This is a genomic window from Rhodoferax sp. GW821-FHT02C08 (assembly GCF_059421805.1).
In genome coordinates this window covers 154839-177170 of record NZ_JBWKVR010000005.1, presented here as the reverse complement: position 1 = coordinate 177170, position 22332 = coordinate 154839, and the positions used below count along the sequence as shown (strand labels likewise).

Annotated in this window: 23 protein-coding genes and 1 tRNA gene; 16 read left to right on the top strand and 8 right to left on the bottom strand. The window is 62.3% G+C overall.

The genetic code is table 11. The features are described 5' to 3' along the window. Nucleotide 1 precedes the first annotated feature (1 nt). From AC07VY_RS08220 to AC07VY_RS08200, 5 genes are all read left to right on the top strand, one after another. Nucleotides 2–1384: a M16 family metallopeptidase gene (locus AC07VY_RS08220; RefSeq protein WP_495097042.1), complete on the top strand. Its 1383-nt coding sequence runs from the start codon at nt 2–4 to the stop codon at nt 1382–1384. After that, a complete protein-coding gene (locus AC07VY_RS08215; RefSeq protein ID WP_495097043.1) occupies nt 1384–2727 on the top strand; it encodes a M16 family metallopeptidase in 1344 nt (447 codons plus the stop codon). Before AC07VY_RS08220 ends, AC07VY_RS08215 begins: the two co-directional genes overlap by 1 nt. Then, the gene (rsmD, locus tag AC07VY_RS08210) at nt 2724–3374 is read left to right on the top strand and encodes a 16S rRNA (guanine(966)-N(2))-methyltransferase RsmD (RefSeq protein ID WP_495097044.1); all 651 of its coding nucleotides are present in this window, start codon (nt 2724–2726) and stop codon (nt 3372–3374) included. The genes AC07VY_RS08215 and rsmD overlap by 4 nt, the downstream gene beginning before the upstream one ends. Beyond that, nucleotides 3371–3871, top strand: coding sequence for a pantetheine-phosphate adenylyltransferase (gene coaD, locus AC07VY_RS08205; RefSeq protein ID WP_495097045.1), 501 nt, complete (start codon nt 3371–3373; stop codon nt 3869–3871). The genes rsmD and coaD overlap by 4 nt, the downstream gene beginning before the upstream one ends. A gap of 100 nt (nt 3872–3971) precedes the next feature. Then, a complete protein-coding gene (locus AC07VY_RS08200; protein ID WP_495097046.1) occupies nt 3972–5525 on the top strand; it encodes a methyl-accepting chemotaxis protein in 1554 nt (517 codons plus the stop codon). On the opposite strand, the gene AC07VY_RS08195 is transcribed toward AC07VY_RS08200, so the two are convergent. After that, nucleotides 5491–6225, bottom strand: coding sequence for an alpha/beta fold hydrolase (locus tag AC07VY_RS08195; RefSeq protein WP_495097047.1), 735 nt, complete (start codon nt 6223–6225; stop codon nt 5491–5493). The two genes, AC07VY_RS08200 and AC07VY_RS08195, sit on opposite strands and share 35 nt — an antisense overlap. 82 nt (nt 6226–6307) lie before the next feature. Here AC07VY_RS08195 and AC07VY_RS08190 point away from each other — a divergent pair, with 82 nt between their 5' ends. After that, entirely contained in the window at nt 6308–6745 is a 438-nt protein-coding gene (locus AC07VY_RS08190) for a universal stress protein (RefSeq protein WP_495097048.1), read from the top strand. Continuing rightward, nucleotides 6745–7764, top strand: coding sequence for a tripartite tricarboxylate transporter substrate-binding protein (locus AC07VY_RS08185; protein WP_495097049.1), 1020 nt, complete (start codon nt 6745–6747; stop codon nt 7762–7764). The genes AC07VY_RS08190 and AC07VY_RS08185 overlap by 1 nt, the downstream gene beginning before the upstream one ends. Nucleotides 7765–7785: 21 nt before the next feature. Here the strand turns inward: AC07VY_RS08185 and AC07VY_RS08180 are convergent, their stop codons facing one another. Continuing rightward, complete coding sequence (locus AC07VY_RS08180) at nt 7786–8088, bottom strand: DUF1840 domain-containing protein (protein WP_495073834.1); 303 nt, start codon at nt 8086–8088, stop codon at nt 7786–7788. 121 nt (nt 8089–8209) lie between these two features. On the opposite strand from AC07VY_RS08180, the gene AC07VY_RS08175 reads away from it, so the two are divergent. The 4 genes from AC07VY_RS08175 (at nt 8210) to AC07VY_RS08160 (ending at nt 10771) form a co-directional block, all read left to right on the top strand. Next, nucleotides 8210–8506, top strand: coding sequence for a polyhydroxyalkanoic acid system family protein (locus AC07VY_RS08175; protein WP_490590904.1), 297 nt, complete (start codon nt 8210–8212; stop codon nt 8504–8506). Between the two features lie 135 nt (nt 8507–8641). Continuing rightward, nucleotides 8642–9133, top strand: a complete 492-nt coding sequence (locus AC07VY_RS08170; RefSeq protein ID WP_495097050.1) for a phasin family protein — start codon at nt 8642–8644, stop codon at nt 9131–9133. Between the two features lie 149 nt (nt 9134–9282). After that, nucleotides 9283–9957, top strand: coding sequence for a TetR/AcrR family transcriptional regulator (locus AC07VY_RS08165; protein WP_495097051.1), 675 nt, complete (start codon nt 9283–9285; stop codon nt 9955–9957). A gap of 40 nt (nt 9958–9997) precedes the next feature. Then, a complete protein-coding gene (locus AC07VY_RS08160; RefSeq protein WP_495097052.1) occupies nt 9998–10771 on the top strand; it encodes a hypothetical protein in 774 nt (257 codons plus the stop codon). Here AC07VY_RS08160 and miaB read toward each other — a convergent pair. Together miaB and AC07VY_RS08150 are read right to left on the bottom strand one after the other, a co-directional pair. Continuing rightward, nucleotides 10768–12114 (bottom strand): tRNA (N6-isopentenyl adenosine(37)-C2)-methylthiotransferase MiaB, encoded by a 1347-nt coding sequence (gene miaB, locus AC07VY_RS08155; RefSeq protein WP_495097053.1) that lies wholly within the window; start codon nt 12112–12114, stop codon nt 10768–10770. The two genes, AC07VY_RS08160 and miaB, sit on opposite strands and share 4 nt — an antisense overlap. 93 nt (nt 12115–12207) lie before the next feature. Next, on the bottom strand, nt 12208–12588 hold the full coding sequence (locus AC07VY_RS08150; RefSeq protein WP_495073828.1) for a hypothetical protein: 381 nt from the start codon (nt 12586–12588) through the stop codon (nt 12208–12210). A gap of 360 nt (nt 12589–12948) precedes the next feature. Here AC07VY_RS08150 and AC07VY_RS08145 point away from each other — a divergent pair, with 360 nt between their 5' ends. The 5 genes from AC07VY_RS08145 (at nt 12949) to AC07VY_RS08125 (ending at nt 18132) form a co-directional block, all read left to right on the top strand. After that, nucleotides 12949–14043, top strand: a complete 1095-nt coding sequence (locus AC07VY_RS08145; protein ID WP_495074216.1) for an ABC transporter substrate-binding protein — start codon at nt 12949–12951, stop codon at nt 14041–14043. Nucleotides 14044–14161: 118 nt separating this feature from the next. Further along, nucleotides 14162–15040 carry an ABC transporter permease gene (locus AC07VY_RS08140; protein WP_495097160.1) on the top strand — a complete coding sequence of 293 codons (879 nt, stop codon included), beginning with the start codon at nt 14162–14164 and terminating at the stop codon, nt 15038–15040. Continuing rightward, nucleotides 15037–15837, top strand: a complete 801-nt coding sequence (locus AC07VY_RS08135) for an ABC transporter permease (RefSeq protein ID WP_495097054.1) — start codon at nt 15037–15039, stop codon at nt 15835–15837. Before AC07VY_RS08140 ends, AC07VY_RS08135 begins: the two co-directional genes overlap by 4 nt. A 43-nt stretch (nt 15838–15880) precedes the next feature. Then, nucleotides 15881–16948 (top strand): ABC transporter ATP-binding protein, encoded by a 1068-nt coding sequence (locus AC07VY_RS08130; protein WP_495097055.1) that lies wholly within the window; start codon nt 15881–15883, stop codon nt 16946–16948. Between the two features lie 2 nt (nt 16949–16950). Continuing rightward, on the top strand, nt 16951–18132 hold the full coding sequence (locus AC07VY_RS08125) for a haloacid dehalogenase-like hydrolase (RefSeq protein WP_495097056.1): 1182 nt from the start codon (nt 16951–16953) through the stop codon (nt 18130–18132). Here the strand turns inward: AC07VY_RS08125 and AC07VY_RS08120 are convergent. The 4 genes from AC07VY_RS08120 to AC07VY_RS08105 form a co-directional block, all read right to left on the bottom strand. After that, nucleotides 18121–19329: a multidrug effflux MFS transporter gene (locus tag AC07VY_RS08120; RefSeq protein ID WP_495097057.1), complete on the bottom strand. Its 1209-nt coding sequence runs from the start codon at nt 19327–19329 to the stop codon at nt 18121–18123. The two genes, AC07VY_RS08125 and AC07VY_RS08120, sit on opposite strands and share 12 nt — an antisense overlap. 95 nt (nt 19330–19424) lie before the next feature. Then, nucleotides 19425–19501 (bottom strand) — tRNA-Met (locus tag AC07VY_RS08115). A gap of 116 nt (nt 19502–19617) precedes the next feature. After that, nucleotides 19618–20397, bottom strand: a complete 780-nt coding sequence (locus AC07VY_RS08110) for an enoyl-CoA hydratase (RefSeq protein ID WP_495097058.1) — start codon at nt 20395–20397, stop codon at nt 19618–19620. Nucleotides 20398–20499: 102 nt separating this feature from the next. Continuing rightward, entirely contained in the window at nt 20500–22329 is a 1830-nt protein-coding gene (locus AC07VY_RS08105) for a M61 family metallopeptidase (protein ID WP_495097059.1), read from the bottom strand. Between the last annotated feature and the right edge of the window lie 3 nt (nt 22330–22332).

Sequence of the window (22332 nt, the reverse complement as noted above, 5' to 3'; positions counted from 1 at the left end):
TATGAAACGTCCTTTACTCCTGTTGTGCTGCGGCCTGAGTGCCCTGGCCCACGCCCAAACTGCAGCGCCCGCGGTCACGCGGTGCGACCTGCCGAATGGCATGGCGGTCATCGTCCAACCCGACCACCGCGCCCCCACGGCCGTGCACATGCTATGGGTGCGCGCCGGCTCCATCGACGAGGTGGACGGCACTTCGGGTGTGGCCCACATCCTGGAGCACATGATGTTCAAGGGCACGCCCAGCCTGCCGCCGGGCGAGTTTTCGCGCCGCGTGGCGGCCCTGGGCGGGCGTGAAAACGCGTTTACCGCCAAGGACCACACCGGCTTTTACCAGCAGATCCCCGCCACCAAACTGGAAGCGGTGATGCAGCTGGAGGCCGACCGCTTCGCCCACAACCAGTGGTCGGACGATGAATTCAAGCGTGAGCTGGAGGTGGTGAAGGAAGAGCGCCGCATGCGCACCGAGGAGTCGCCAAGGGCGCTGCTGAACGAGGCCTTGAATGCCACCGTCTTCATGGCCTCGCCCTACCGCCGCCCGGTGGTGGGCTGGATGAGCGACCTGGACGCCATGACGCCCGACGACGCCCGGGCCTTCTACCAGCGCTGGTACACCCCGGCGAATGCCGCCGTGGTGGTGGCCGGTGACGTGGATGTGGCCCAGGTCTGCCAGCTGGCCAGCAAGTACTACGGCAGCATCCCGGCGCGTGCCGTGCCGCCGCGCAAGCCCCGGCTGGAGCCGCTGCAGGTCGGCATCAAGCGCATGGATTTCAAGGCCCCGGCCGAGCAGGCCTATGTGACCCTGGCTTACAAGATGCCCAGCCTGGCCGACGATAACGACGACGCCCTGGCGCTGACCGTACTGGCCGCCGTGCTGGACGGCTACAGCGGTGCCCGGCTGGACCGCGCGCTGACGCAGGAGCACGGCCAGCCGGGCGGCCCGGTGGCTGATAGTGCCGGCGCCTATAGCGGGCTGGTTGGGCGTGGCCCGCAGCTGTTCATCCTGGAAGGCGTACCGGCCAGTGGCCACACCGCCGAGCAGGTCGAAGCCGCATTGCGTGCCCAGGTCGCCCTGGTGGCGCAGCAGGGCGTGACCGAGGCCGAGCTGAACCGTGTCAAGACCCAATGGGTGTCCAGCGAGGTCTACAAGCTGGACTCGGTGATGAACCAGGCGCGCGAGCTGGGCAGCCATTGGGTGCAGGGTCTGCCGCTGGACATCAACCGGCGCTTGATCGAACGTCTGCGCGCTATCACCGGTGCCCAGGTGCAGGCCGTGGCCGCCCGCTATTTTGGCGACGACCTGCTGACCGTGGCGGCACTGCGGCCCCAGCCGCTGGACCCCAACCGTAAAAAGTCCCGTGCCCTGCCCACCGGAGATCTGCGCTGATGAAAACTATTAAAAAGATAGCTGCTGGCGCAGCGTTTATCTGCGCTGGAGGCCTTTTTTGTCTGCCAACCGCGCAGGCCGCCATCCCCATACAGCACTGGACGCAAGGCGGCACCCAGGTCTACCTGGTGCCCAGCCCAGGCATCCCCATGCTGGATGTGCAGATCGATTTCGACGCCGGCAGCCGCCGCGACCCCGCAGCCCAGGCCGGCCTGGCCCGCCTGACGGCCGCCACGGCGGGGCGCGGCATACGGGCCAGTGCTGGCGGGCCCGCGCTGGATGAAAACGCCCTGGGCGAGGCGTGGGCCGACCTGGGCGCATCTTTCAGCAGCAGCGCCAGTGCCGACCGCATGGGCTTTTCGCTTCGCACCCTGACCTACCCGGACCTGCTGGACAAGGCCGTGGTCCTGGCCGCCCGCCAACTGGCCGAGCCGGCCTTTCCCGAGGCGCTATGGGAACGCGAGCGCCCACGCATCCTGGCTTCGCTGAAAGAGGCGAACACCCGGCCGGCGACGATCTCCGGCCGCGCCTTTGCCACCGCCGTGTACGGCGACCACCCCTACGGCCGCGAGCTGACACCCGAGACCCTGGCCCGTATCGGTGTGGTCGATATGCGCAAGCTGTACGCAAGCAGCATCCTGCCCTGCTATGCCACGGTCAGCCTGGTGGGGGCTGTAGACCGGGCGCAGGCGGAGCAACTGGTGTCGCGTCTGCTGCAGCGCCTGCCCCAGGTGCAGACTTGCGCCGAGTTACCGGCCGTACCGGAGGTGGCGCCCCTGCACCAGGCCAGCGAGCAGCACATCGCTTTTGCTGCGGCCCAGGCCCAGGTGCTGCTGGGCCAGCCCGGCTATGCGCGCGCAGACCCAGACTTCTTCCCGTTGCTGGTGGGCAACCACATCCTGGGCGGTGGGGGCTTTGGCTCGCGCCTGACCACCGAGGTGCGGGAGAAGCGCGGCCTGAGCTATAGCGTCTACAGCGCTTTTGCTCCCGGACGGCATGCCGGCGCCTTCAGCATCGGCCTGCAGACCCGGCCTGACCAGGCTGTGCAGGCGCTGCAGGTGGCCAAGGATGTGCTGGCCCGCTTCGTGGCCGAGGGCCCGACCGCAGCCGAGCTGCAGGCCGCCAAGGACAATCTGGAGGGCGGATTCGCCCTGCGCCTGGACAGCAACCGCAAATTGCTGGACAACGTGGCTAACATCGCCTGGAACCATCTGCCACTGGACTACCTGGACCACTGGACCGAACAGATTGAACGTGTGACCCAGGCCGATATCAAGGCCGCGTTCGCCCGCGTACTGCAACCCGAAAAAATGGCCACCGTGGTGGTTGGAGAAAGCCCATGAGCACCCTGCAGCGCCCGGCCAAAGCCCCGGCCAAGAAGACCAAACCCCGCCCCTCGGACCCGCACCCGGTCGGCGGCAAGCCCGGCGAGGTGCGCATCATCGGCGGCCAGTGGAAACGCACCCGCCTGGCGGTGGCATCCAAGCCCGGCCTGCGCCCCACACCGGACCGGGTGCGCGAGACCCTGTTCAACTGGCTAGGCCAGGACCTGGGGGGCTGGCGCTGCGTGGACGCGTTTGCCGGCACCGGCGCGCTGGGCTTCGAGGCCGCGTCGCGCGGTGCGGCCAGCGTCCATCTCTACGAGCAGGACCCGGCGCTGGTAGCACAGCTCAAGGCCACCCAGATCAAGCTGCAGGCCAGTGCCACCCAGATCCAGCGTGGCGACGGCGTGGCGGCTCTGCGCCAGCTGGCCCCGGCCAGCGTGGACCTGGTGCTGCTGGACCCGCCGTTCGAGTCCGACCTGTATGCCGGTGCCCTGGCGGCAGCGGCGCGGGCAGTACAGGCCCAGGGCTTTGTGTACCTGGAGGCCCCCGCCAAGTGGACCGACGAGTTGCTGCAACCGCATGGCTTGCGCACCCACCGCTACCTCAAGGCGGGCGCGGTCCACGCCCATTTGCTGCAGCTGCTGGCGGCCGGAGAGCCGTCATGAATCCGCCGATTGTTGCCGTCTACCCAGGCACCTTCGACCCCATGACCCTGGGCCACGAGGATGTGGTGCGGCGCGCCACCCAGCTATTTGGCAGCGTCATCGTGGCCGTGGCGGCTGGCCATCACAAGAAGACCTTGTTCAGCCTGGAACAGCGCATGGAGATGGTGCGCGAAACGGTCAAGGTCTACCCCCAGGTCCAGGTGGAGAGTTTTTCCGGCCTGCTGCGCGACTTCGTGGTGGCGCGTGGCGGCAAGGCCATGGTGCGCGGCCTGCGCGCGGTGACTGACTTTGACTACGAATTCCAGCTGGCCGGCATGAACCGCACCCTGATGCCGGACGTGGAAACCGTGTTCTTGACCCCCAGCGACGGATTTCAGTTCGTCTCCAGCACCTTTGTGCGCGAGATCGCATTGCTGGGCGGCGAGGTGTATAAATTCGTCTCGCCGTTCGTGCAGCAACAGCTGGATGCGAAGGTGCGCAGCCAAGCGGCGTCTTAAGTTTTACCGGGCGGATAGACCGGCTTTTTCGAGAGTTCAGGTGGGCTTGCAGGGCGCCTTTATTCCTAAAATGTTGCATTGCTTACAAATGGAGATTGCAGTGAAACTATCCAGCCGCCTCATGACCCTGGCTGCCTCCGCCTTGCTGGGCTTGGCAATATTGGGCGGGTTCGCCCTGTACTCACTGAAAGACGCCATGCTGAGCGACCGCAGGGCGCAGATCGTGAACATGCTGCTGATGGCCGAGAACATGGTCAAGCACTACCAGGAGCTGGAGCAGACGGGCAAGCTCAGCCACGATCAGGCACAGGATGCGGCCAAGTCGGCGCTGACTTTTCTGAACAACGATGGCAAAAGCTACTACTGGGTGCGTGACCCCAGCGGCCTGCTGTATGCCCATCCCAATGCCAAGATCGTGGGTACCATACCGTCCTCGCAGGCCAAGACCTTGGATGGCCGCCCTGACGGGGAGGCTTATGCCGAGGCTATGCAGCGCGAGCACGTGGGTTTTGTGTCGCTGCTGGTGAAACGGCCCGGCAGCGATGAACTGGTGCCTAAGCTGAACGGGGTCGTCGCGTTTCCTGCCTGGAACTGGTGGATAGGCACCGGTTTCTACAGTGACGACATCAATGCAGCCTTTTGGCGTTCCGCCTGGCAGATGCTGGCCATTTTTGTGATCACCATGGGGGTGATTGCTCTGCTGGCCTGGCGCTTGACGCGCAGCATTTTGTCGTCGCTGGGCGGAGAGCCGGCCTACGCAGCCACGGTAACCGAGCGCATTGCCAAGGGGGATCTGGTGGGCAAGGTTGAATTGCGTGCGGGTGACCAGCACAGCCTGCTGTGGGCGATTGCCCGTATGAAGGACAACCTGGCACAGACCGTGACCGAGATTCGCCGGGGCACCCATGAAATCGACGTGGGTAGCCGTGAGATTGCATCGGGCAACAACGACTTGTCGCAGCGCACCGAGCAGCAGGCGGCGGCCCTGGAGCAGACGGCTGCCAGTGTCGAGCAACTGACGGCCACGGTGCAGCACAACGCCGCCAATGCAGTCGAGGCGCGCGCGCTGGCCATGAATGCAGCCCAGGTGGCGGAATACGGCAGCGCCAACTTCACCCGCATGGTGGAGAACATGCATGGCATCAGCGCCAGCTCCAAAAAGATCACCGACATCATTAGCGTGATCGACGGCATTGCCTTTCAGACCAATATCCTGGCGCTGAACGCCGCAGTGGAGGCGGCGCGCGCGGGCGAACAGGGGCGCGGCTTTGCGGTGGTGGCGTCCGAGGTGCGTGGGCTGGCCCAACGCAGTGCGGTGGCGGCCAAGGAGATCAAAGCCTTGATCGATGATTCCACCCACCGTGTCGAGGGCGGCACGGTTCTGGTGGATGACGCCGGGCGGACCATGGGCGAGATCGTGGCTGCCGTGAAGCGGGTGGCCAGCATCATTGACGAGATTTCGGTGGCCTCTACCGAGCAGAGCGACGGCATCGCCCAGATCAGTACGGCCGTGCACGAGATGGACCAGGTCACGCAGCAGAACTCAGCCTTGGTGGAAGAGGCCGCCACGGCCGCCATGTCGCTGGAGAGCCAGGCGCGGCGCTTGTCCGAAGCCGTGTCTACGTTCCAAGTGGAGTCAACGGCGCTGGCGTGATCACCAGGCGGTTCAGCCAGTCCAGCAGCAGGCGGTTTACCGTGGCGGGTTGCTCCAGCGTCAACATATGGCCGCACCGGGGAAGTAGATGCAGCTCCGCGGCCGGTACCAGGGCGGCGATTTCGCGGGACAGTTCGGGTGGCGTCATCAGGTCGTCGGCTCCGCACAGCACCAGCGTCGGGCAGCGGACTTGGCGCATGTGCAGGCGAGCGTCGGGGCGTTCCATCAGGGCCTGGTTCTGCCGTATCCACTGTGTCGTGTCGGCGCGCAAGACCAGCTCTTTGTAGCGCGCCGCCAGCACTTTGTTGCCGGCTTGCTCACGGGAGAAGGCCATGGTGCCGCTGGCGCGCACAAATTCTGCGACCCGCCCGTCTTTGAACATCTGGATGGCGTTTCCCCGCTGCCGCCGGTGGGCCTCGGTTTCCGGTCGCGCGCTGGTACCCAGCAGGGCCAGCCCCAGGACGCGTTCGGGTGCCTGGCGCGCGGCCTCCATGGCCACCATTCCGCCCATGGAGGCGCCGCACAGCAGTAGTTGGCCGCTATGTTCTTGCAGCAGCGCCTGGGCCATGGCTTCGATCCGGGCGTGGCGGGTATGTACATCGGTCACCAGGGTACGCCAGTGCGGGGGCAGCGCGGCCAACTGGTCGCGCCATATTTCAGCGTCTGTGACCAGTCCGGGAATCAATATCAATGCGGGCATGCGGGAATCTTTTGGCTGCGGGGTGGCGTTGAAGGCGGATTTGGGCCTATGCTGGACTTTTCAAAGTTCGAGAGGATAAGCCATGAAAATTTTGTTGCCCCTGGATGGCTCCGACGTGTCTTTGCAGGCTGTACGGCAGGTGATCAGCCTGGTGCGCCAGGGATTGCAGGCCAGCGTGGTGCTGGCCAATGTGCAAGAGCCTGCGCAGTTGTACGAGATGGTCATGGCCGCCGACCCTTTGCTGATTGAGCGGGCGAGTGCCCAGGCCGGTGCCCATGCGCTCAAGGCGGGTGAGGCTTTGCTGCGGGAGGCCCATATTCCATTTGAATGCGAGGTGGCCAGTGGCGATCCGGCGCATACCCTGATCGACATTTTGGAGCGCTACGGCTGCGATATGGTGGTGATGGGTGCGCGTGACAAAGGCAGCCTGCGCAGCGCTTTGCTGGGATCGGTATCGCATGAAGTCTTGCATGCGGCCAAGGTGCCGGTCATGGTGATCAAACCACAGGAGGACGCCTGATGCCCTTCAGACCCTGGGCCGGCAGCCTTAGGTCATTGATTGCGTTCACGCAATGCGGGGCGGTGCTGGCGGCCACATCTTTGGCGCTGTCGGCCCAGGCGGCCGGCTTTCCCAGCAAAACCATTAGCATCATCGTGCCGTTTTCGGCCGGAGGCCCCACCGATCGGGTGGCGCGTGATTTGGCCGAGGCCTTGCGTAAGCCACTGGGCGGCATCAGCATCGTGGTGGATAACGTCGCTGGTGCCGGTAGCTCGATTGGTTCGGCCAAGGCCGCACGCGCTACGCCAGACGGCTATACCTTGCTACTGAACCATATCGGCATGGCCACCATGCCCACCCTGGTGCGCAACCTGCCGTTCAAGGTGGAAACAGATTTTGAATATCTGGGCCTGGTGGATGAGGTGCCCATGACACTGGTGAGCAAGCCCAGCATGCCTGCTAACAACTACAAAGAGTTGGCGACCTGGATTGAACAGAACAAGGGTCGTATCAACCTGGGCAATGCCGGCGTGGGCTCGGCCTCGCACCTGTGCGGTCTGTTGTTTCAGAGCGCGCTGCAGGCTGATATGACCACCGTGCCCTATAAGGGGGCTGCACCGGCGATCACCGACCTGATTGGTGGCCAGATCGACCTGATGTGCGACCAGACCACCAACACCACCAACCAGATAGAGGCAAAAAAGGTCAAGGCTTTCGCGGTGACGACGGCCAAGCGTTTGAGCACACCTTTGTTGAAGGATCTGCCGACCTTGCAGGAGCTTGGTCTGAAGGGTTTTGAAGTCACCATCTGGCATGGCCTGTACGCCCCCAAGGGCACGCCGGCAGCCGTGTTGGCCAGGCTGAATGCGGCGCTGAGGGGTGCACTGAAAGACCCGGATTTCATCCGTAAGCAGGCCGACCAGGGAGCTGTCGTAGTAACGGACAAGCGCCTGGAGCCGGCCGAGCACAAGAGGTTCGTGGCCGCCGAGATCGCCAAATGGAGCCCCATCATCAAGGCCGCAGGCGTGTACGCCGATTGAGTTTTGCTCAGCCGTTAGAAGCTACCAGGTCACGTCGGCGTCTTCCTTGGCACAGCGGTGCAGCATGGCGATAAAGGGCATGGCACGTTGTTGCAAAGACACCGTGTCGGCCAGATGGGCCTTGGCTTCGGCGGTGGCTTCCTTGCGTTCCTGGTTGTCTTTGGCGATGGCGGCGTTCAGCGCGGCCTCGGCCGCCGCAAACTCGCTGACCAGGATGATGCCGTGGGCACCTGGCGTCTTGCCGATGATTTCCAGTACTTGGCGTCCATTCGCTTCGTGCATGATGAGATCGCCGTCTGCTTTGGATTTGAATTTGTACAGCATGGAAAACCTTTTCAAAGAGGTGTCACTATTGTGCCCTTCTTGGGCGCAATAGACTGGCATCATCCGGCCTTGTATCCGGTTTGGAACGGATGTTTTCAGTCCTTTTTTCAGGAGTATCTTGGTGAGCGATATCCATATGCAGCGTGAACACACTTTGGGCTTGTTGAACGCCCGCAAACTGGTCGGCGAGTGGATTGAGCAGGCCGAAACCCGGCTGGGTATGAGCTGCAGCTACCAGCAAGGTGAGTCGAGCGACGAGATCAGCTTCCAGCGCCCGGGCGTGACCGGCACGGTGCAAATTACCGAGGACCGTTTTGTGCTGGATGCGGAGCTGGGATTTCTGCTGAGTGCCTTCAAGGACAAGATTGAGTCCGAGGTGGCCCGGCGCATGGACAAGATGCTGGCGCAGGCGGTTTAGGCCGCCGTTTTATGGTGCTGGCTAGAGCTACGCCTCTAGCCGCTTAGGATCGCGTCTCTACATCTTGCGCGTGGCCCTGCGTACAGTGATGCCATCGTTTTTGAGATCGTTCATCTCTATTTTTGAGGATATTCCATGGCCACGAAACAGCCCGGCGACAGCGGCACCACCCCGGAGGGCGGCTCTTCCGCCCATCCATCTGTCAAGGATTCGGCCCAGCAGATCTGGCTGGCGGGTTTGGGCGCGTTCGCCAAGGCGCAGGAAGAGGGCGGCAAGGTGTTTGAAGCCTTGGTCAAAGAGGGGCTGGGCATGCAGCGCAAGTCCCAGGTCATGGCCGAAGAAAAAATCACCGAAGCCGCCAGCAAGATGACCAACCTGGCCCAGGGTATTTCCGAGCGTGCCACCGGCCAGTGGGATAAGCTGGAGAACATCTTTGAAGACCGGGTTGCTAAGGCCTTGAAGAAGCTGGGTGTGCCCTCGGCCCGCGATGTGGATTTGCTGCTGGAGCGGGTGGACGCTTTGACCCAGGCGGTGGAAGCACTCTCCGCCCGCGTCGAGGGTGGCAAGCCTGCGGTCAAGCGGGCGACCGGGCGCAAAGCTGCAGCTGACGACAGCTCTGTGGAGTGAACCGGGAACCCAGTGCTCCAAGACTGAAAAAGGGTGCTGCGGCACCCTTTTTTGTGGTCTGTGCACTGATGACCCTACTAGCGCCATCCCTAGTTTTATCGCCGCATGGCCTGGGGTAGAGTGGGGCATTCATCACAGGGAAGACATCCATGGCGAAAAAAGCGCCGCGCCGTACTGCAGAACGCATTCTGGAGGTTTCGCTGGATTTGTTTAACCGGTTTGGAGAGCCGAACGTCTCCACCACGCTGATCTCCGCCGAGCTGTCCATCAGCCCCGGCAACCTCTACTACCACTACCCGGCCAAAGAGGAACTGATCAACGCATTGTTCGACCGCTATGAGCGCGGGTTGACCGAGCTGCTCAATGCCAGCGACGGCGTGCGCGATGTGGAGGATGCCTGGTTCTTTATGCACAGCCTGTTCGAGCTGATCTGGGAATACCGTTTTCTGTACCGCGACCTGAATGATTTGCTGAGCAACAACCGCCACCTGGAAACCCATTTCCAGTGGGTGTTGAAGAACAAGACCCGCGCCTTGCGGGCCTTGCTGGATAGCATGGCCCAGGCCGGTGCCCTGCAGATCGATGCCCGTGAGACCGAAGCTACCGCTACCAGCATGGTGGTGGTGCTGACGTACTGGCTGAGTTTTGAATACGTGCGGGACCCGCGCCACGCCATGGAGCCGGAGAGTGCGCAACTGGCGCCATTGCGCGGTGCCCACCATGTGCTTAATGTGCTGCTGCCTTATCTGGAAATGGGGCAGCGCATGCATCTGCTGAAACTGGTTTCTGCCTATAGTGATGGAGTTGCCAACGTAGCGGCCTGATTCCCCCAGCGAGCAACGCTGCCAACCCAGGAGACATGCCATGACCCAGTGGACGACTTTTCCTTATCCGGGCGCTTTTGCTTTTGATACGGCCAGCCTGGCCAAGAGCTGGCAGCGCCTGCACCAGCTGGATGTGGAGCCACCGCCAGGCGATACCCGTGTACTGGAGGCCTGGGCGCTGTTCCACAACGGTGAATTCCAGCAAGCCACCGAAGCCGGCCTGGCGCTGGGCAATGCGGGTCTGAACGTGGCCAACAAGGCCTGCAGCATGTATGCAACCTATCTGGAGCCGCGCGAGAAGGTGCGGTTGGACATGTTCATGGACGTGGCCAAGCGAGCACAAGCCCAGGTCGAGTCCGAGCCGAGTAACGCCAATGCCTGGTACTGGCATGCCTATGCGCTGGGGCGTTACAGCCAGTGCATCAACGTGGCCAAGGCGTTGGCCCTGGGTTTGGGCAGCAAGGTCAAAGATTCTTTGGAGCGCACGATCCGCTTGCAGCCGCACCACGTGGCGGCCCATGTGGCACTGGGGGCCTTTCATGCGGAAGTGATTGACAAGGTCGGCCCCTTGATTGGCAGCATGACCTATGGCGTCAGCAAAGAGGAAAGCCTGCGCCTGCTGCGTGAGGCGCTGCGCATGCACCCGAACTCGGCGATTGCCCTGGTCGAATATGCGAATGCCTTGGTAATGCTGAACGGCGAGGCGGCCATACCCGAGGCCACGCGTTTGTACGAGCAGGCCTCGGCTGTAGAGCCGCTCGACGCCTCTGAGCGGCTCACCGCGGACCTCGCTCGCGCCGAACTAGAAACTTAGCTCGCGGTTTCCAGCAACCGGACTTCGCCGCGCAGCGAGAACGACATGGCCTCGGTGATGGTGACATCCACCATCTGGCCGATCAGGCGTTCAGGGCCCTGGAAGTTGACGGCGCGATTGCATTCCGTACGGCCCATCAGCTCCAGACCATGGGCGCCGGGGCGGCGTGAAGGCCCTTCCACCAAGATCCGCTGAACGGTACCCACCCGCTGGGCAGCGATGGAACGCACGCTGTCGTTCAGCACAGTTTGCAGATGCTGCAGGCGCGCCAGTTTGACCTCGTGCGGCGTGTCGTCTGCCAGGTTGGCCGCCGGCGTGCCCGGGCGGGGGCTGAAGATGAAGCTGAAGCTGTTGTCGTAGCCCACGTCGTGCACCAGCTTCATCATCTTTTGGAAGTCTTCCTCGGTTTCGCCGGGGAAACCGACGATGAAATCGCTGCTCATGGCCATGTCCGGGCGGATGGCGCGCAGCTTGCGCACCGTGCTCTTGTATTCCATGGCGGTGTAGCCGCGCTTCATGGCCATCAGGATGCGGTCGGAGCCGTGCTGCACCGGCAGGTGCAAATGGCTGACCAGCTTGGGCAGCTTGTCGTAGGCGTCTATCAGCCGCTGGGTGAATTCATTCGGGTGGCTGGTGGTGTAGCGGATGCGCTCGATGCCGGGAATGTCGGACACGTATTCCAGCAGCAGCGCGAAGTCGGCGATCTCGGCCGTGTCGCCCATGCTGCCCCGGTAGGCGTTGACGTTCTGGCCCAGCAGCGTCACTTCCTTCACACCCTGGTCGGCCAGGCCGGCGACTTCCACCAGCACGTCGTCGAAGGGGCGTGAAACCTCTTCACCGCGTGTGTACGGCACCACGCAGTAGCTGCAGTATTTGGAGCAGCCTTCCATGATGCTGACAAAGGCAGATGCGCCTTCTACGCGCGCCGGTGGCAAGTGGTCGAACTTCTCGATTTCCGGGAAGCTGATGTCCACCTGCGGGCGGCTTTGCAGCGCGCGCTGGTTCAGCATCTCGGGCAGGCGGTGCAGAGTCTGCGGGCCAAACACCACGTCTACATAGGGCGCGCGGGCAATGATGGCCGCGCCTTCCTGGCTGGCCACACAGCCGCCTACGCCTATCTGTACGCCTTTCTTTTTCAGGTGCTTGATGCGGCCCAGGTCGCTGAAAACCTTCTCCTGCGCCTTCTCACGCACCGAGCAGGTGTTGAACAGGATCAGGTCGGCCTCGTCCACGTTTTGCGTGGTCTCGTAGCCTTGCGCGGCATGCAGCACGTCCACCATCTTGTCCGAGTCGTACTCGTTCATCTGGCAGCCAAAGGTTTTGATAAAGACTTTTTTACTCATGGGGTACTTTCTGGGCGCGCGGTGTTAGCTCAAGGCCGCATGCCATTGCAATGCTTGGAATCGTGCTGCCGCCTGGGCTGGCGGCGCCAGGTATCAGAAAAAGAAGAAGCGTTTGGGTTTGGCGCCGTTGCGTTCCAGGGCCGCTTCGGCCTCGGTCAGTATCCATATCTCGGACAGCAAGCCGCTGGTGTCCCGGGTGTAGTTCACCCACATGGTTTGTCCGACCAGGCTGCCGGATAGCACCAACAGATTGTTTGTGCCATGGATGCGCGCGCCGGGTGAGAGCTGGTCGGCTTTGCCGTCCATTTCTACCTGGGGTGGCAATGTGACTTGCAGCGATCCGCGCAATGCGCTGGCCGGGAAGTCGCGGGTCTGCGCCGCAGCATTTAAAGAAAAAATGGCGCTAGCGCAGAAGATGACTGCGCTGATGGCTATCAAAAATATAGCGGATAGGGAGCGTGATGGTGTAGGCATGCAGCGGTTCGTGGTGTACATCCAGAGGCTGGGTGGCCGCGATTTTACCGCGCGGCCTCGGCCGCCACCATGTGCGTGGTGCGCTGCGTAAAGATGGCTCGGATATTGCTAAATGTCATGGAATAGTCGCGGAATGGTCATAAACCGTCACTAGGATTGCGCAAGCAAAGGGGGGGCGCTAGTATGCAATCGAGGGTTTTGTTGTAATTGTTTAGTAATTCTTCAGACTCTTTGCCTCCAGCCTGGGCTGGGTGTTTGTAGTCGCCGTTGCCGTGGTGCGCGGGCCTGCAAGAACCCTGATCTTTCACTGTCAACTGTCTCTCTGCTAGATAACGAAAAGGAAGTGATATGCCTCGTCAAATGTTCAAGCTCCTCGCTGTGTCGGCTGCCGCTGCTGTGGCACTGGGTAGCGCCCAGAATGCCTCGGCCCAATCGGCCCAGCTCGTCGCAGCTGCCAAGGCAGAGGGCGAGTTGACCGTGATCGCGCTGGCGCGATCCTGGTGTGGCTACGGCAAGATGATTGATGCCTTCAAGGCCAAGTACGGCATCAAGGTCAACGAACTCAACCCTGACGCGGGTTCTGGCGATGAACTGGAGGCCATCAAGGCCAACAAGGATAACAAGGGTCCTCAAGCACCCGACACCATCGACGTGGGCTTGTCCTTTGGCCCGCAAGCCAAGGCCGCTGGCCTACTGCAACCCTACAAGGTCGCCAACTGGGCGTCTATTCCGAACGACTCCAAGGATGCCGATGGCTTCTGGTATGGCGATTACTACGGTGTGCTGGCCTTCGAGGTGAACACCGACCTGATCAGCAAGGTGCCCACCGACTGGAGCGACCTGCTGAAGCCCGAATACAAAAACGCTGTGGCTCTGGCGGGTGACCCGCGCGCTGCAAACCAGGCCATCCAGGGCATCTACGCCGCAGGTATCTCCAAGGAACCCAACGATCCTGCCAAGGCGGCTGTTGCGGGCCTGACATTTTTCCGCGATCTGAACAAGGCTGGTAATTTTGTTCCCGTGATTGGTAAAGCTGCATCACTGGCACAAGGTACTACGCCCATCATCATCCGCTGGGATTACAACGCTCTGGCCGACCGTGATTCGTTGAAGGGCAATCCCAATGTCCAGGTGGTGGTGCCAAAGTCTGGTGTTGTTGCGGGCGTTTACGCACAAGCCATTAGCGCGTATGCACCGCATCCGAACGCAGCCAAGCTGTGGATGGAGTATTTGTATTCCGACGAAGGCCAAGCGGCTTGGCTGGACGGCTACTGCCACCCCATCCGGTTTGCCGATCTGATGGCTAAGAAAAAGTTGCCTAAGGCCAGTTTGGATAAGTTGCCACCAGCAGCCGGGTATGCCAAGGCGGTTTTCCCCACGCTGGAACAGCAAGGCGTTGCCAAAGAAACCATTACCAAACAATGGGACACCCTCGTCGGTGCCGCTGTGAAGTAATCCAAAGCATTTGGACAGTGCTGGCCTGACCGGTGTCGGTCATGCCAGCTTCTTTTTGGCTTTCTCGCTTGCCTGAGGGCGCTGCTTTAAGTGGCTCATCGTGACTAATTCTTCAAGTATGGCGCCCTCTGCTGCGCTGCCCAAACCGGGGGGCAGACTCAGCTGGAACTGGCTGGGTGTTGCACCCTTCCTGGTCTTTGCCGCCGTGTTCCTGGTGCTTCCGACCAGCTATTTGATGGTCGGGGCATTCCAGGACCCGGCCGGCCACTTCACGCTGAACAATTTGCGCGGCCTGTTTGACGACAACGTCATCAACGCCTACTGGATCAGCTTTCGTATCAGTGCCGCATCGGCCATCGGTGGCGGTGTGATTGGCTTTTTGCTGGCCTGGGCTGCGGTGCAGGGCCAGTTGCCTGTCTGGATACGGCCTACGCTGATGACGTTTTCTGGCGTGGCCTCCAACTTTGCGGGTGTGCCTCTGGCTTTCGCGTTTTTGGCGACGCTGGGGCGCGTGGGCCTGGTGACCACACTGATGCGCAAGTACCTGGGTTTTGACCTGTATTCCACCGGTTTCAGCATCCTCAGCTTTACCGGTTTGACCCTGACCTATCTGTACTTCCAGATTCCCCTGATGGTGCTGATCGTGTCGCCCGCGCTGGAAGGGTTGAAGCGCGAATGGCGCGAAGCCTGCGACTGCCTGGGTGGTTCGTCCTTCCACTACTGGCGCTACATCGCCTTGCCGGTCTTGTGGCCCAGCATCATGGGCGCGATGCTGCTGCTGTTTGCGAACGCATTTGGTGCGGTGGCCACCGCCTATGCGCTGACCGGCAGTTCGCTGAACATTGTGCCCATCCTGTTGTACGCGCAGATACGTGGCGATGTGCTGCACAACCCCAATCTGGGCTATGCCCTGGCCCTGGGCATGGTGGTGATTACTGGCCTGTCCAATGCAGGCTACATCTGGCTGCGTAGCAAGTCCGAAAAGGGGCGCACATGAAACCCGCATCCCAATCCACATCGCGATTAGGCGCCTGGATCGCCATCGGCGTGGGCGCCAGCTATTTCCTGATTCCGCTGCTGGCCACGTTTGAATTCAGCCTGCGCATGCTGCGCGGTGAGTACAGCTTTGAAGCCTACCGCGTCGTGTTTACCGACCCACTGTTCCAGGCTACGTTTGGCTACTCCATCATGATGGCGGTTATCACCATCATCGTGGGTGTGTTGCTGGTGGTGCCCACGGCCTACTGGGTGCAGCTGCGCCTGCCTAAGCTGCGGCCGCTGGTGGAGTTCATCACCTTGCTGCCGCTGGTGATTCCGGCCATCGTGATCGTGTTTGGTTACCTGCGGATTTTCAACAGCAGCTCTTGGATTCCTTTGACGGGCAACGAGCGGGCCACAGATTTCTTGCTGGTCTGTAGCTACGTGACTTTGTCGCTGCCGTATATGTACCGATCCATCGATACCGGCTTGCGCGCCATTGATGTGCGCACGCTGACGGAGGCTGCCGAGGTGTTGGGCGCCAGCACCTTCACCATTCTGTTCAAGGTGATCTTTCCCAATGTGCGATCGGCGATTTTGTCGGGCGCCTTCCTGACCTTCGCGGTGGTGATCGGCGAGTTCACCATGGCCAGCCTGTTGAGCCGCCCGGCCTTTGGCCCCTATCTGCAACTGGTGGGCGCCAACAAGGCCTACGAACCCTCCGCGCTGGCGGTCATGGCCTTTATGTTGACCTGGGCCTCGATGGGCCTGATCCAGGTGTTTGGGCGCAATGCCAAGAACGCGACCAAACCCTGAACCCGTATTTCCACGTCCACCCACTGTCTACCCACCACACGCGATGGCTTTCCTCGAAATATCCCACCTGAAAAAAACCTTCGGCAACCAGACCGCGGTACATGACTTCACGATGGACATCGCGCGCGGCGAGTTCATTACCTTTCTAGGCCCGTCCGGTTGCGGCAAGACCACCATCCTGCGCATGTTGGCCGGTTTTGAAGGTCCATCGGGCGGAACCATCAAGTTCGATGGGCGTGATGTGACCCATGTGCCCACTAGCCAACGCAAGATCGGCATGGTGTTCCAGTCGTATGCACTGTTCCCGAACATGACCGTGGCCGAGAACATAGGCTTTGGCCTCAAGGTCGCCAAGATGCCGGTGGAGCAAATCCATGCACGCGTGGAAGAGATGCTCAAGCTGATCGGCCTAGGGCACCTGGGGGGGCGCTATCCCTGGCAGATGTCGGGCGGCCAGCAGCAGCGCGTGGCGCTGGCGCGGGCCCTGGCCGGCAAGCCCCAGGTACTGCTGCTGGACGAACCCCTGTCGGCGCTGGACGCGAAGATCCGCGTCTCGCTACGCGAAGAAATCCGTGCGGTGCAGCGCGAGCTGGGCATTACCTCCATCTTCGTCACACACGACCAAGAAGAGGCCTTGTCCATCTCCGACCGCATCGTGGTGTTGAACGAAGGTCGGGTGGAGCAGATCGGTACTTCGTCCGAGGTTTACAACTTTCCGCGTACGCGGTTTGTGGCGTCTTTCGTGGGCACGCTGAACCTGTTGTCCGGCGTGGTTATGGATGCGGCTTCTGGCCAGTTGCAGGTGTGTGGCCAGACGTTGACCACCGCCAACCCCATGCCTGGCGCTGTAGCGGGTCAAAACCGTGCACTGGCGATACGGCCCGAGGCCATTTCGCTGGAAGCACCCGTGTCCGGTCGCAATTCGCTGGCCGCGACGGTGGAGGATGTGCACTTCCTGGGCGCCGTGGTGCGTATACGCGCGCGCGTCGATACCGTGGTGATTTCTTTGGATGTATTCAACAACCCCAGCCATGCCCTGCCGGAACGTGGCGCGCCTGTGCACCTGGGCTTTTCCTTCGACAACCTGTTGGTACTCGAAGAGGCGGCCTGAGCATGGTTGCGGACAATGCCATGACCGGCTGGTCGCCCGCGAATCGGCGCGCCCTGGACCGGGTGCTGAGCACCCTGGGGCAGAGTGCTGCCGGCTATAACCCGGACAAGAAGCCGTATGCCGTATTCGACTGGGACAACACCTGCATCATGAACGATGCGGAAGAAGCTTTGCTGCTGTACCAGGCCGAGCAGCTGCGCTTCAAGCTGACGCCCGCCGAGTTTGCCCACGTGCTGCGCCTGGGTGTGCCCGAGGGCCTGTTCCATGCGGATTGCAGCAATGTGCAAGGTCAGCCGGTGGACATGCAAGACCTGACGGCCGATATCGATGAGGCTTACAGCTGGCTGTACGCCCGCTGCGCGACCCTGGGCGGCACAACGCCGCTGGCTGAGTTGGTGGAGACCCCGCAGTACCAGAACTTCTGCGCCAAGTTCTACTTCATGTACGGGGCGCTGTGCGACAGCTACCCCATGGAGGTGGGCTACAAGTGGATCATCTATTTTTATAGCAACTTCAGCACAGCCGAGCTGCAGTCCATGGTGTTGGATGCGGTGGCCCACAATTTGGCGTTGCCGCTGCAACAGGCGGCCATCACCAGCAGTGCAGAGCTGCCGGGTCGGGCCGGGCAGCTTGCTCCCGTGCACTTCTACGGCATGCGCGTGCATGGCGAGATGGCGGAGTTGATGCGTGATTTGCGCGCCCATGGTTTTGATGTGTTGGTGTCCACTGCTTCGCTGGACGACGTGGTGCGTGCGTATGCGGGCCACCCCGGCCTGGGCTACGACGTGCTACCGGAAAACGTGCTGGGCCTGAAGTTGGAGATGCTGGACGGTAAGTACACACCGGTGTACCGCAAAGATTGGCATTTCAATTGGGGCCCGGGCAAGACACTGGGCATACAAAAGCACTGGGTGGCCGCCAAGGGCTATGGGCCAGCCCTGGTGTTTGGCGACAGTGATGGCGACGCCTGGATGATGAAAGACTTTGCCGATACCCAGTTGGGGGTGATCATCAACCGCCTGCACCCTGGTCAAATTGGCCTGAACAGCCAGCAAGCTGCCGCCACGCTGGGCCAGCCGAACGCACGCTTTGTGCTGCAAGGCCGGGACGAAGCCCGGGGCTGTTTCAACGGCCAGGAACAGACGCTGAAATATGGGCGCAGCGCCCCGCAGCTACTGGTTTGATGTAACGGCCGCGCTGCGGTGCGTACCGCGCAGCGTGATGTAGGCCAGCCCAAAGGCGACCATGGCCGAGCCGGCAATGCCCACCACCATGGGCCGTGCGCTGCCATCCACATACAGGCCGACCAAGGCCATCACCAAGGCGCCTGCCGCGAACTGCAGCGTGCCCATCAGTGCCGATGCGGTGCCGGCGATATTGCCGTGCTTCTCCAGCGCCAGCACGCCGGTCAGCGGCATCATCAGCCCCAGAAAGCCGTAGCCCACGAACAGCATGCCGATGAATACATCCAGCCGGTCCATGCCTGCCAGGTTGAGCAGCAACAGTAGAACCATGGTGGCGGCATAACCCGCGCCGGCGGTCTTCACCAGCGGCGCCAGGCCGTAGCGCGCGCCCAGCTTGCCGGTGAACTGGGCGGCACCGATAAAGGCCGCCGCGTTCAGCGAGAAGGCCAGGCTGTACTGGCGCGGTGTCAGACCGTAGTGGTCGATCAGCACAAAAGAGGAGTTCGCCAAATAGGCAAAAAAGCTGGAGATGCCGAAAGCGCCTATGCCCACCAACCCCAGGTAGTGGCGGTCGCGCAGCAGCAGGCCGTAGGCGGCCACGGCGCTGCGCACATTGCTGCCTGCGCGCTGGTCGCTCGAGCGGGTTTCAGGCAGGCTGGTGGCCAGCAGCACCAGGCCCAGGCCGGCGGCCACAGTCACGGCCCAGAACACGCTGCGCCAGCCGGCCCATTCGATCAGGAAGCTACCCGCCAGCGGTGCCAGGATGGGCGACACGCTGAAGACCAGCATCAGCAAGGACATCAGCCGCGCTGCATCGGGTCCGGTGTGCAGGTCGCGCACCACAGCATTGGGTACCACCATGCCGGCACACGCGCCCAGGCCTTGCACAAAGCGCAGTACGACCAGGATGTGGATATCGGGCGCCAGCGCGCAGCCCACGCTGCCCACGGCGAACAGGCTGAGGCCGAAATACAGCGGAGCCTTGCGCCCCAGCATGTCCGACGCTGGGCCGTACAGAATTTGCCCAATGCCCAGCGCCACAAAGAAGGCCATCAGACTGGCCTGCACGGCGGTCATGCTGGCGCCCAGTGTCTGGCCGATGGAGGGCAGGGCGGGCAGGTACATGTCGATGGCAAACGGGCCAATGGCCGACAGCAGGCCCAGCACCAGCGCGGTTCGGAAGAAATGCGATTTCATGGAGTTCCTTGGTGTCGTGGCCGCCGAATGCTTGTGGGTAGCCTGCTGGAACGAAAAAACCCGCAGAACGATTGCTCTGCGGGTTTTAATATTTTTGGTGGTGATAGGTGGATTTGAACCACCGACATCAGCATTATGAATGCTGCGCTCTAACCAACTGAGCTATATCACCAACAGCCCAAGAGTATAGCCCACTTTTTTCGCTTGTTTTGAGATTGACCCTAAATTTTAGACAAGTATCCAGGTTCTTCCGGGCTGGACATTCACGCTGCAGCCTGCAGTCAGGGCTTATTTGTGCGTAAACACGGCCTTGCGTTTGTTGACGAACGCGTCCATGCCTTCCTTCTGGTCGGCGGTGGCAAACAGGCTGTGGAACAGGCGGCGCTCGAACAACATGCCGTCGTTCAGGCTGCTTTCGAACGCGCGGTTCACCGACTCCTTGGCGGCCATGACCGCCAGCTGGCCGTACTCGCAGATCATCAGCGCGGCGCCCAGGGCCTCAAGCATCAGCTGGTCTACCGGCACGACGCGGCTGACCAAGCCGGCGCGCTCGGCCTCGGCGGCGTCCATCATGCGGCCGGTCAGCGCCATGTCCATGGCCTTGGACTTGCCCACGGCGCGCGGCAGGCGCTGCGTGCCGCCCGCGCCGGGGATGATGCCCAGCTTGATCTCGGGCTGGCCGAACTTGGCGTTGTCGGCTGCGATGATGAAGTCGCACATCATCGCCAGCTCGCAGCCGCCGCCCAGGGCAAAGCCGCTCACCGCGGCAATCACCGGCTTGCGCACGGTCCGCAGGGTTTCCCAGTTGCGGGTGATGAAGTCGGCCTTGAAGGCATCGGCATAGCTGTAGCCGGCCATGGCGGTGATGTCGGCGCCGGCGGCAAAAGCTTTCTCGCTGCCGGTGATGACCATACAGCCGATGGCCGCGTCGGCGTCAAACAGCTTCAGCGCGTGGCCCAGCTCGTCCATCAACTGGTCATTCAAGGCGTTCAGCTGCTTGGGGCGGTTCAGCGTGATGATGCCGACCTTGTCGGCCTCGGTGCGTACGGTGATCAGTTGGTAGTCCATGCCATGCTCCTGGTGGGTAGAGAAATGTTTGCTATCCAAAAAATAGCTGCTTGCGCAGGTATTACCTGCGCTAGAGGCATATTTCTTATAAATTCTTCAACATCAGCTTTTGGCCGGTTCCAGCCAGGCACTAACCGCGCGCGGGTTCTCGGCGGCGAGACGCCAGGTGCTGGTGCTGGCCACGGATGGCAGGTTCAGCGTCAGGCGCAGCAGCCGCTTATCGCGGGCGACCAGGGCGGTGACCTGGCGTTGCTGGCCGGCATACAGCAGCAGGTCGTCCAGCTTGGACATGCGCCAGCTGCTGGTCTGTTTGCCCTGCGCCACTTCCACCCCCAGCCATTCGTCGCCGGCGGCGAAGCCGGCCAGCTCGGCCGCGCCACCGCGCAGCACCACCTTGACTTGCAGGCCCTGGCTTTCGGCCACGCGCAGGCCCAGGCGCTGGGCCAGTTGGGCCGGGTCTTCATGCACGGTGACGCCGTGGCCGGCCAGCAGGTCTTTCAGTGGCAGCTCGCCGGTACCATGCACCCAGGCCTGGATTTCGGCATGAAAAGAGCGGCCGCCCAGCTTGGCCAGCACGGCAGCGAAGTCGGCTTCCGCCATGGGCCCGCCCTGGCAGCGCAGCCACAGGGCGCGCATCACGTCGTCCAACGTGGTCTGGCCCTCGCCGCGCAAGGTCAGGTCGAAGCACAGGGCGACCAGTGCGCCCTTGGTGTAGTAGCTGACGGTGGCGTTGGGTGTGTTTTCATCCTGCCGGTAGTACTTGACCCAGGCGTCCATGCTGGCGTCGGCCACCGACTGCACCAGCCGGCCCGGGGTTTGTTGCACCTGGTTGATGGTCTTGTTCAGCAGCTTGAGGTAGGTCGTGTTGTCCAGCAGGCCGGCGCGGCGCAGCAGCAGGTCGTCGTAGTAGCTGGTGAAGCCCTCAAAGAACCACAGCAGCCGGGTGTATTGCTCGGCGTCGTATTGGTAACGTGCGAATTCGACCGGGCGCAGACGTTTGACATTCCAGGTATGAAAGTATTCGTGGCTGATCAGCCCCAGCAGGGTGGTGTAGCCCTCGCTGCGTTTCGCGGGGACGGTGGGCTTGGCTGGCTTTTTGGCATCCGCATCGCTCAGGCGCGGCAGATCGCGGCGGTTGCAGATCAGCACCGTGGAGTTGCGGTGCTCCAGCCCGCCGTAGCCGTCGTCCACTGCATTCAGCATGAACAGGTAGCTGGCGTACGGCGGCTTGCCGGCCTGTTTGTTGGCGTGCCAGAAGCGGATCTCGGTTTCGCAGATGGCCTTGGTGTCGGCCAGCAGGCGGGCACCGTCGAAGGCGGGCGGTGCACCGGCCACCACAAAGCGGTGGGGTACGCCACCGGCCTTGAATTCGCCGCTCCAGAACTGGCCCATTTCCACCGGGCAGTCCACCAGCTCGTCATAGCTGGCCGCACGGTAGTGGCCAAAGCCGGCTGTGTCCACCGCCACGGCCTGCAAGCCGGTGGCTACGCTCCAGGATGTGGTGGCCGGACTGGTGGCCAGTTCCAGGCTGTGGGGAGCGTCTTCCTGGCCGTGTACGCGCAGGAACAGGCTGGTGCCGTTGAAGAAGCCGCGCGTGGCGTCCAGCCAGGCTGTGCGCACGGAGGCGTCGTTGGCATAGACCTCGCAGCTCAGCACCAAGGGTTTGGCGGGCGTGGCCGTGGCCTCCCAGGTGTTTTTGTCTATCTGCAGCAGTGCTACGGCGCGTTTGCCCTGGCGGGCCTGCAGCAGTTGCAGGTTTTTGGAAAACTCCCGCACCAGGTAGCTGCCCGGAATCCAGACCGGCAACGACACCCGCTGCGTGGCGGCGGGCTGGGCAATGGTCAGCGTGACGCGGAACAGGTGGGCGTGGAGGTCGGCCACCTCCACGCGGTAAGAGACGGCGCTGAGTGCGCGGGATGCGGGTTGGGGCATAGG

Bases quoted from the DNA above. Each gene is read 5' to 3' on its own strand.
- AC07VY_RS08180 (WP_495073834.1), bottom strand. From the start codon at position 8,088: ATGCTGTACAAATTCAAATCCAAAGCAGACGGCGATCTCATCATGCAC.
- AC07VY_RS08125 (WP_495097056.1), top strand. From the start codon at position 16,951: ATGGTTGCGGACAATGCCATGACCGGCTGGTCGCCCGCGAATCGGCGC.
- miaB (WP_495097053.1), bottom strand. From the start codon at position 12,114: ATGAGTAAAAAAGTCTTTATCAAAACCTTTGGCTGCCAGATGAACGAG.
- coaD (WP_495097045.1), top strand. From the start codon at position 3,371: ATGAATCCGCCGATTGTTGCCGTCTACCCAGGCACCTTCGACCCCATG.
- AC07VY_RS08170 (WP_495097050.1), top strand. From the start codon at position 8,642: ATGGCCACGAAACAGCCCGGCGACAGCGGCACCACCCCGGAGGGCGGC.
- AC07VY_RS08220 (WP_495097042.1), top strand. From the start codon at position 2: ATGAAACGTCCTTTACTCCTGTTGTGCTGCGGCCTGAGTGCCCTGGCC.
- AC07VY_RS08165 (WP_495097051.1), top strand. From the start codon at position 9,283: ATGGCGAAAAAAGCGCCGCGCCGTACTGCAGAACGCATTCTGGAGGTT.
- AC07VY_RS08105 (WP_495097059.1), bottom strand. From the start codon at position 22,329: ATGCCCCAACCCGCATCCCGCGCACTCAGCGCCGTCTCTTACCGCGTG.
- AC07VY_RS08150 (WP_495073828.1), bottom strand. From the start codon at position 12,588: ATGCCTACACCATCACGCTCCCTATCCGCTATATTTTTGATAGCCATC.
- AC07VY_RS08110 (WP_495097058.1), bottom strand. From the start codon at position 20,397: ATGGACTACCAACTGATCACCGTACGCACCGAGGCCGACAAGGTCGGC.
- AC07VY_RS08135 (WP_495097054.1), top strand. From the start codon at position 15,037: ATGAAACCCGCATCCCAATCCACATCGCGATTAGGCGCCTGGATCGCC.
- AC07VY_RS08160 (WP_495097052.1), top strand. From the start codon at position 9,998: ATGACCCAGTGGACGACTTTTCCTTATCCGGGCGCTTTTGCTTTTGAT.
- AC07VY_RS08215 (WP_495097043.1), top strand. From the start codon at position 1,384: ATGAAAACTATTAAAAAGATAGCTGCTGGCGCAGCGTTTATCTGCGCT.
- AC07VY_RS08130 (WP_495097055.1), top strand. From the start codon at position 15,881: ATGGCTTTCCTCGAAATATCCCACCTGAAAAAAACCTTCGGCAACCAG.
- AC07VY_RS08190 (WP_495097048.1), top strand. From the start codon at position 6,308: ATGAAAATTTTGTTGCCCCTGGATGGCTCCGACGTGTCTTTGCAGGCT.
- AC07VY_RS08140 (WP_495097160.1), top strand. From the start codon at position 14,162: ATGGCGCCCTCTGCTGCGCTGCCCAAACCGGGGGGCAGACTCAGCTGG.
- AC07VY_RS08120 (WP_495097057.1), bottom strand. From the start codon at position 19,329: ATGAAATCGCATTTCTTCCGAACCGCGCTGGTGCTGGGCCTGCTGTCG.
- AC07VY_RS08185 (WP_495097049.1), top strand. From the start codon at position 6,745: ATGCCCTTCAGACCCTGGGCCGGCAGCCTTAGGTCATTGATTGCGTTC.
- rsmD (WP_495097044.1), top strand. From the start codon at position 2,724: ATGAGCACCCTGCAGCGCCCGGCCAAAGCCCCGGCCAAGAAGACCAAA.
- AC07VY_RS08195 (WP_495097047.1), bottom strand. From the start codon at position 6,225: ATGCCCGCATTGATATTGATTCCCGGACTGGTCACAGACGCTGAAATA.
- AC07VY_RS08145 (WP_495074216.1), top strand. From the start codon at position 12,949: ATGTTCAAGCTCCTCGCTGTGTCGGCTGCCGCTGCTGTGGCACTGGGT.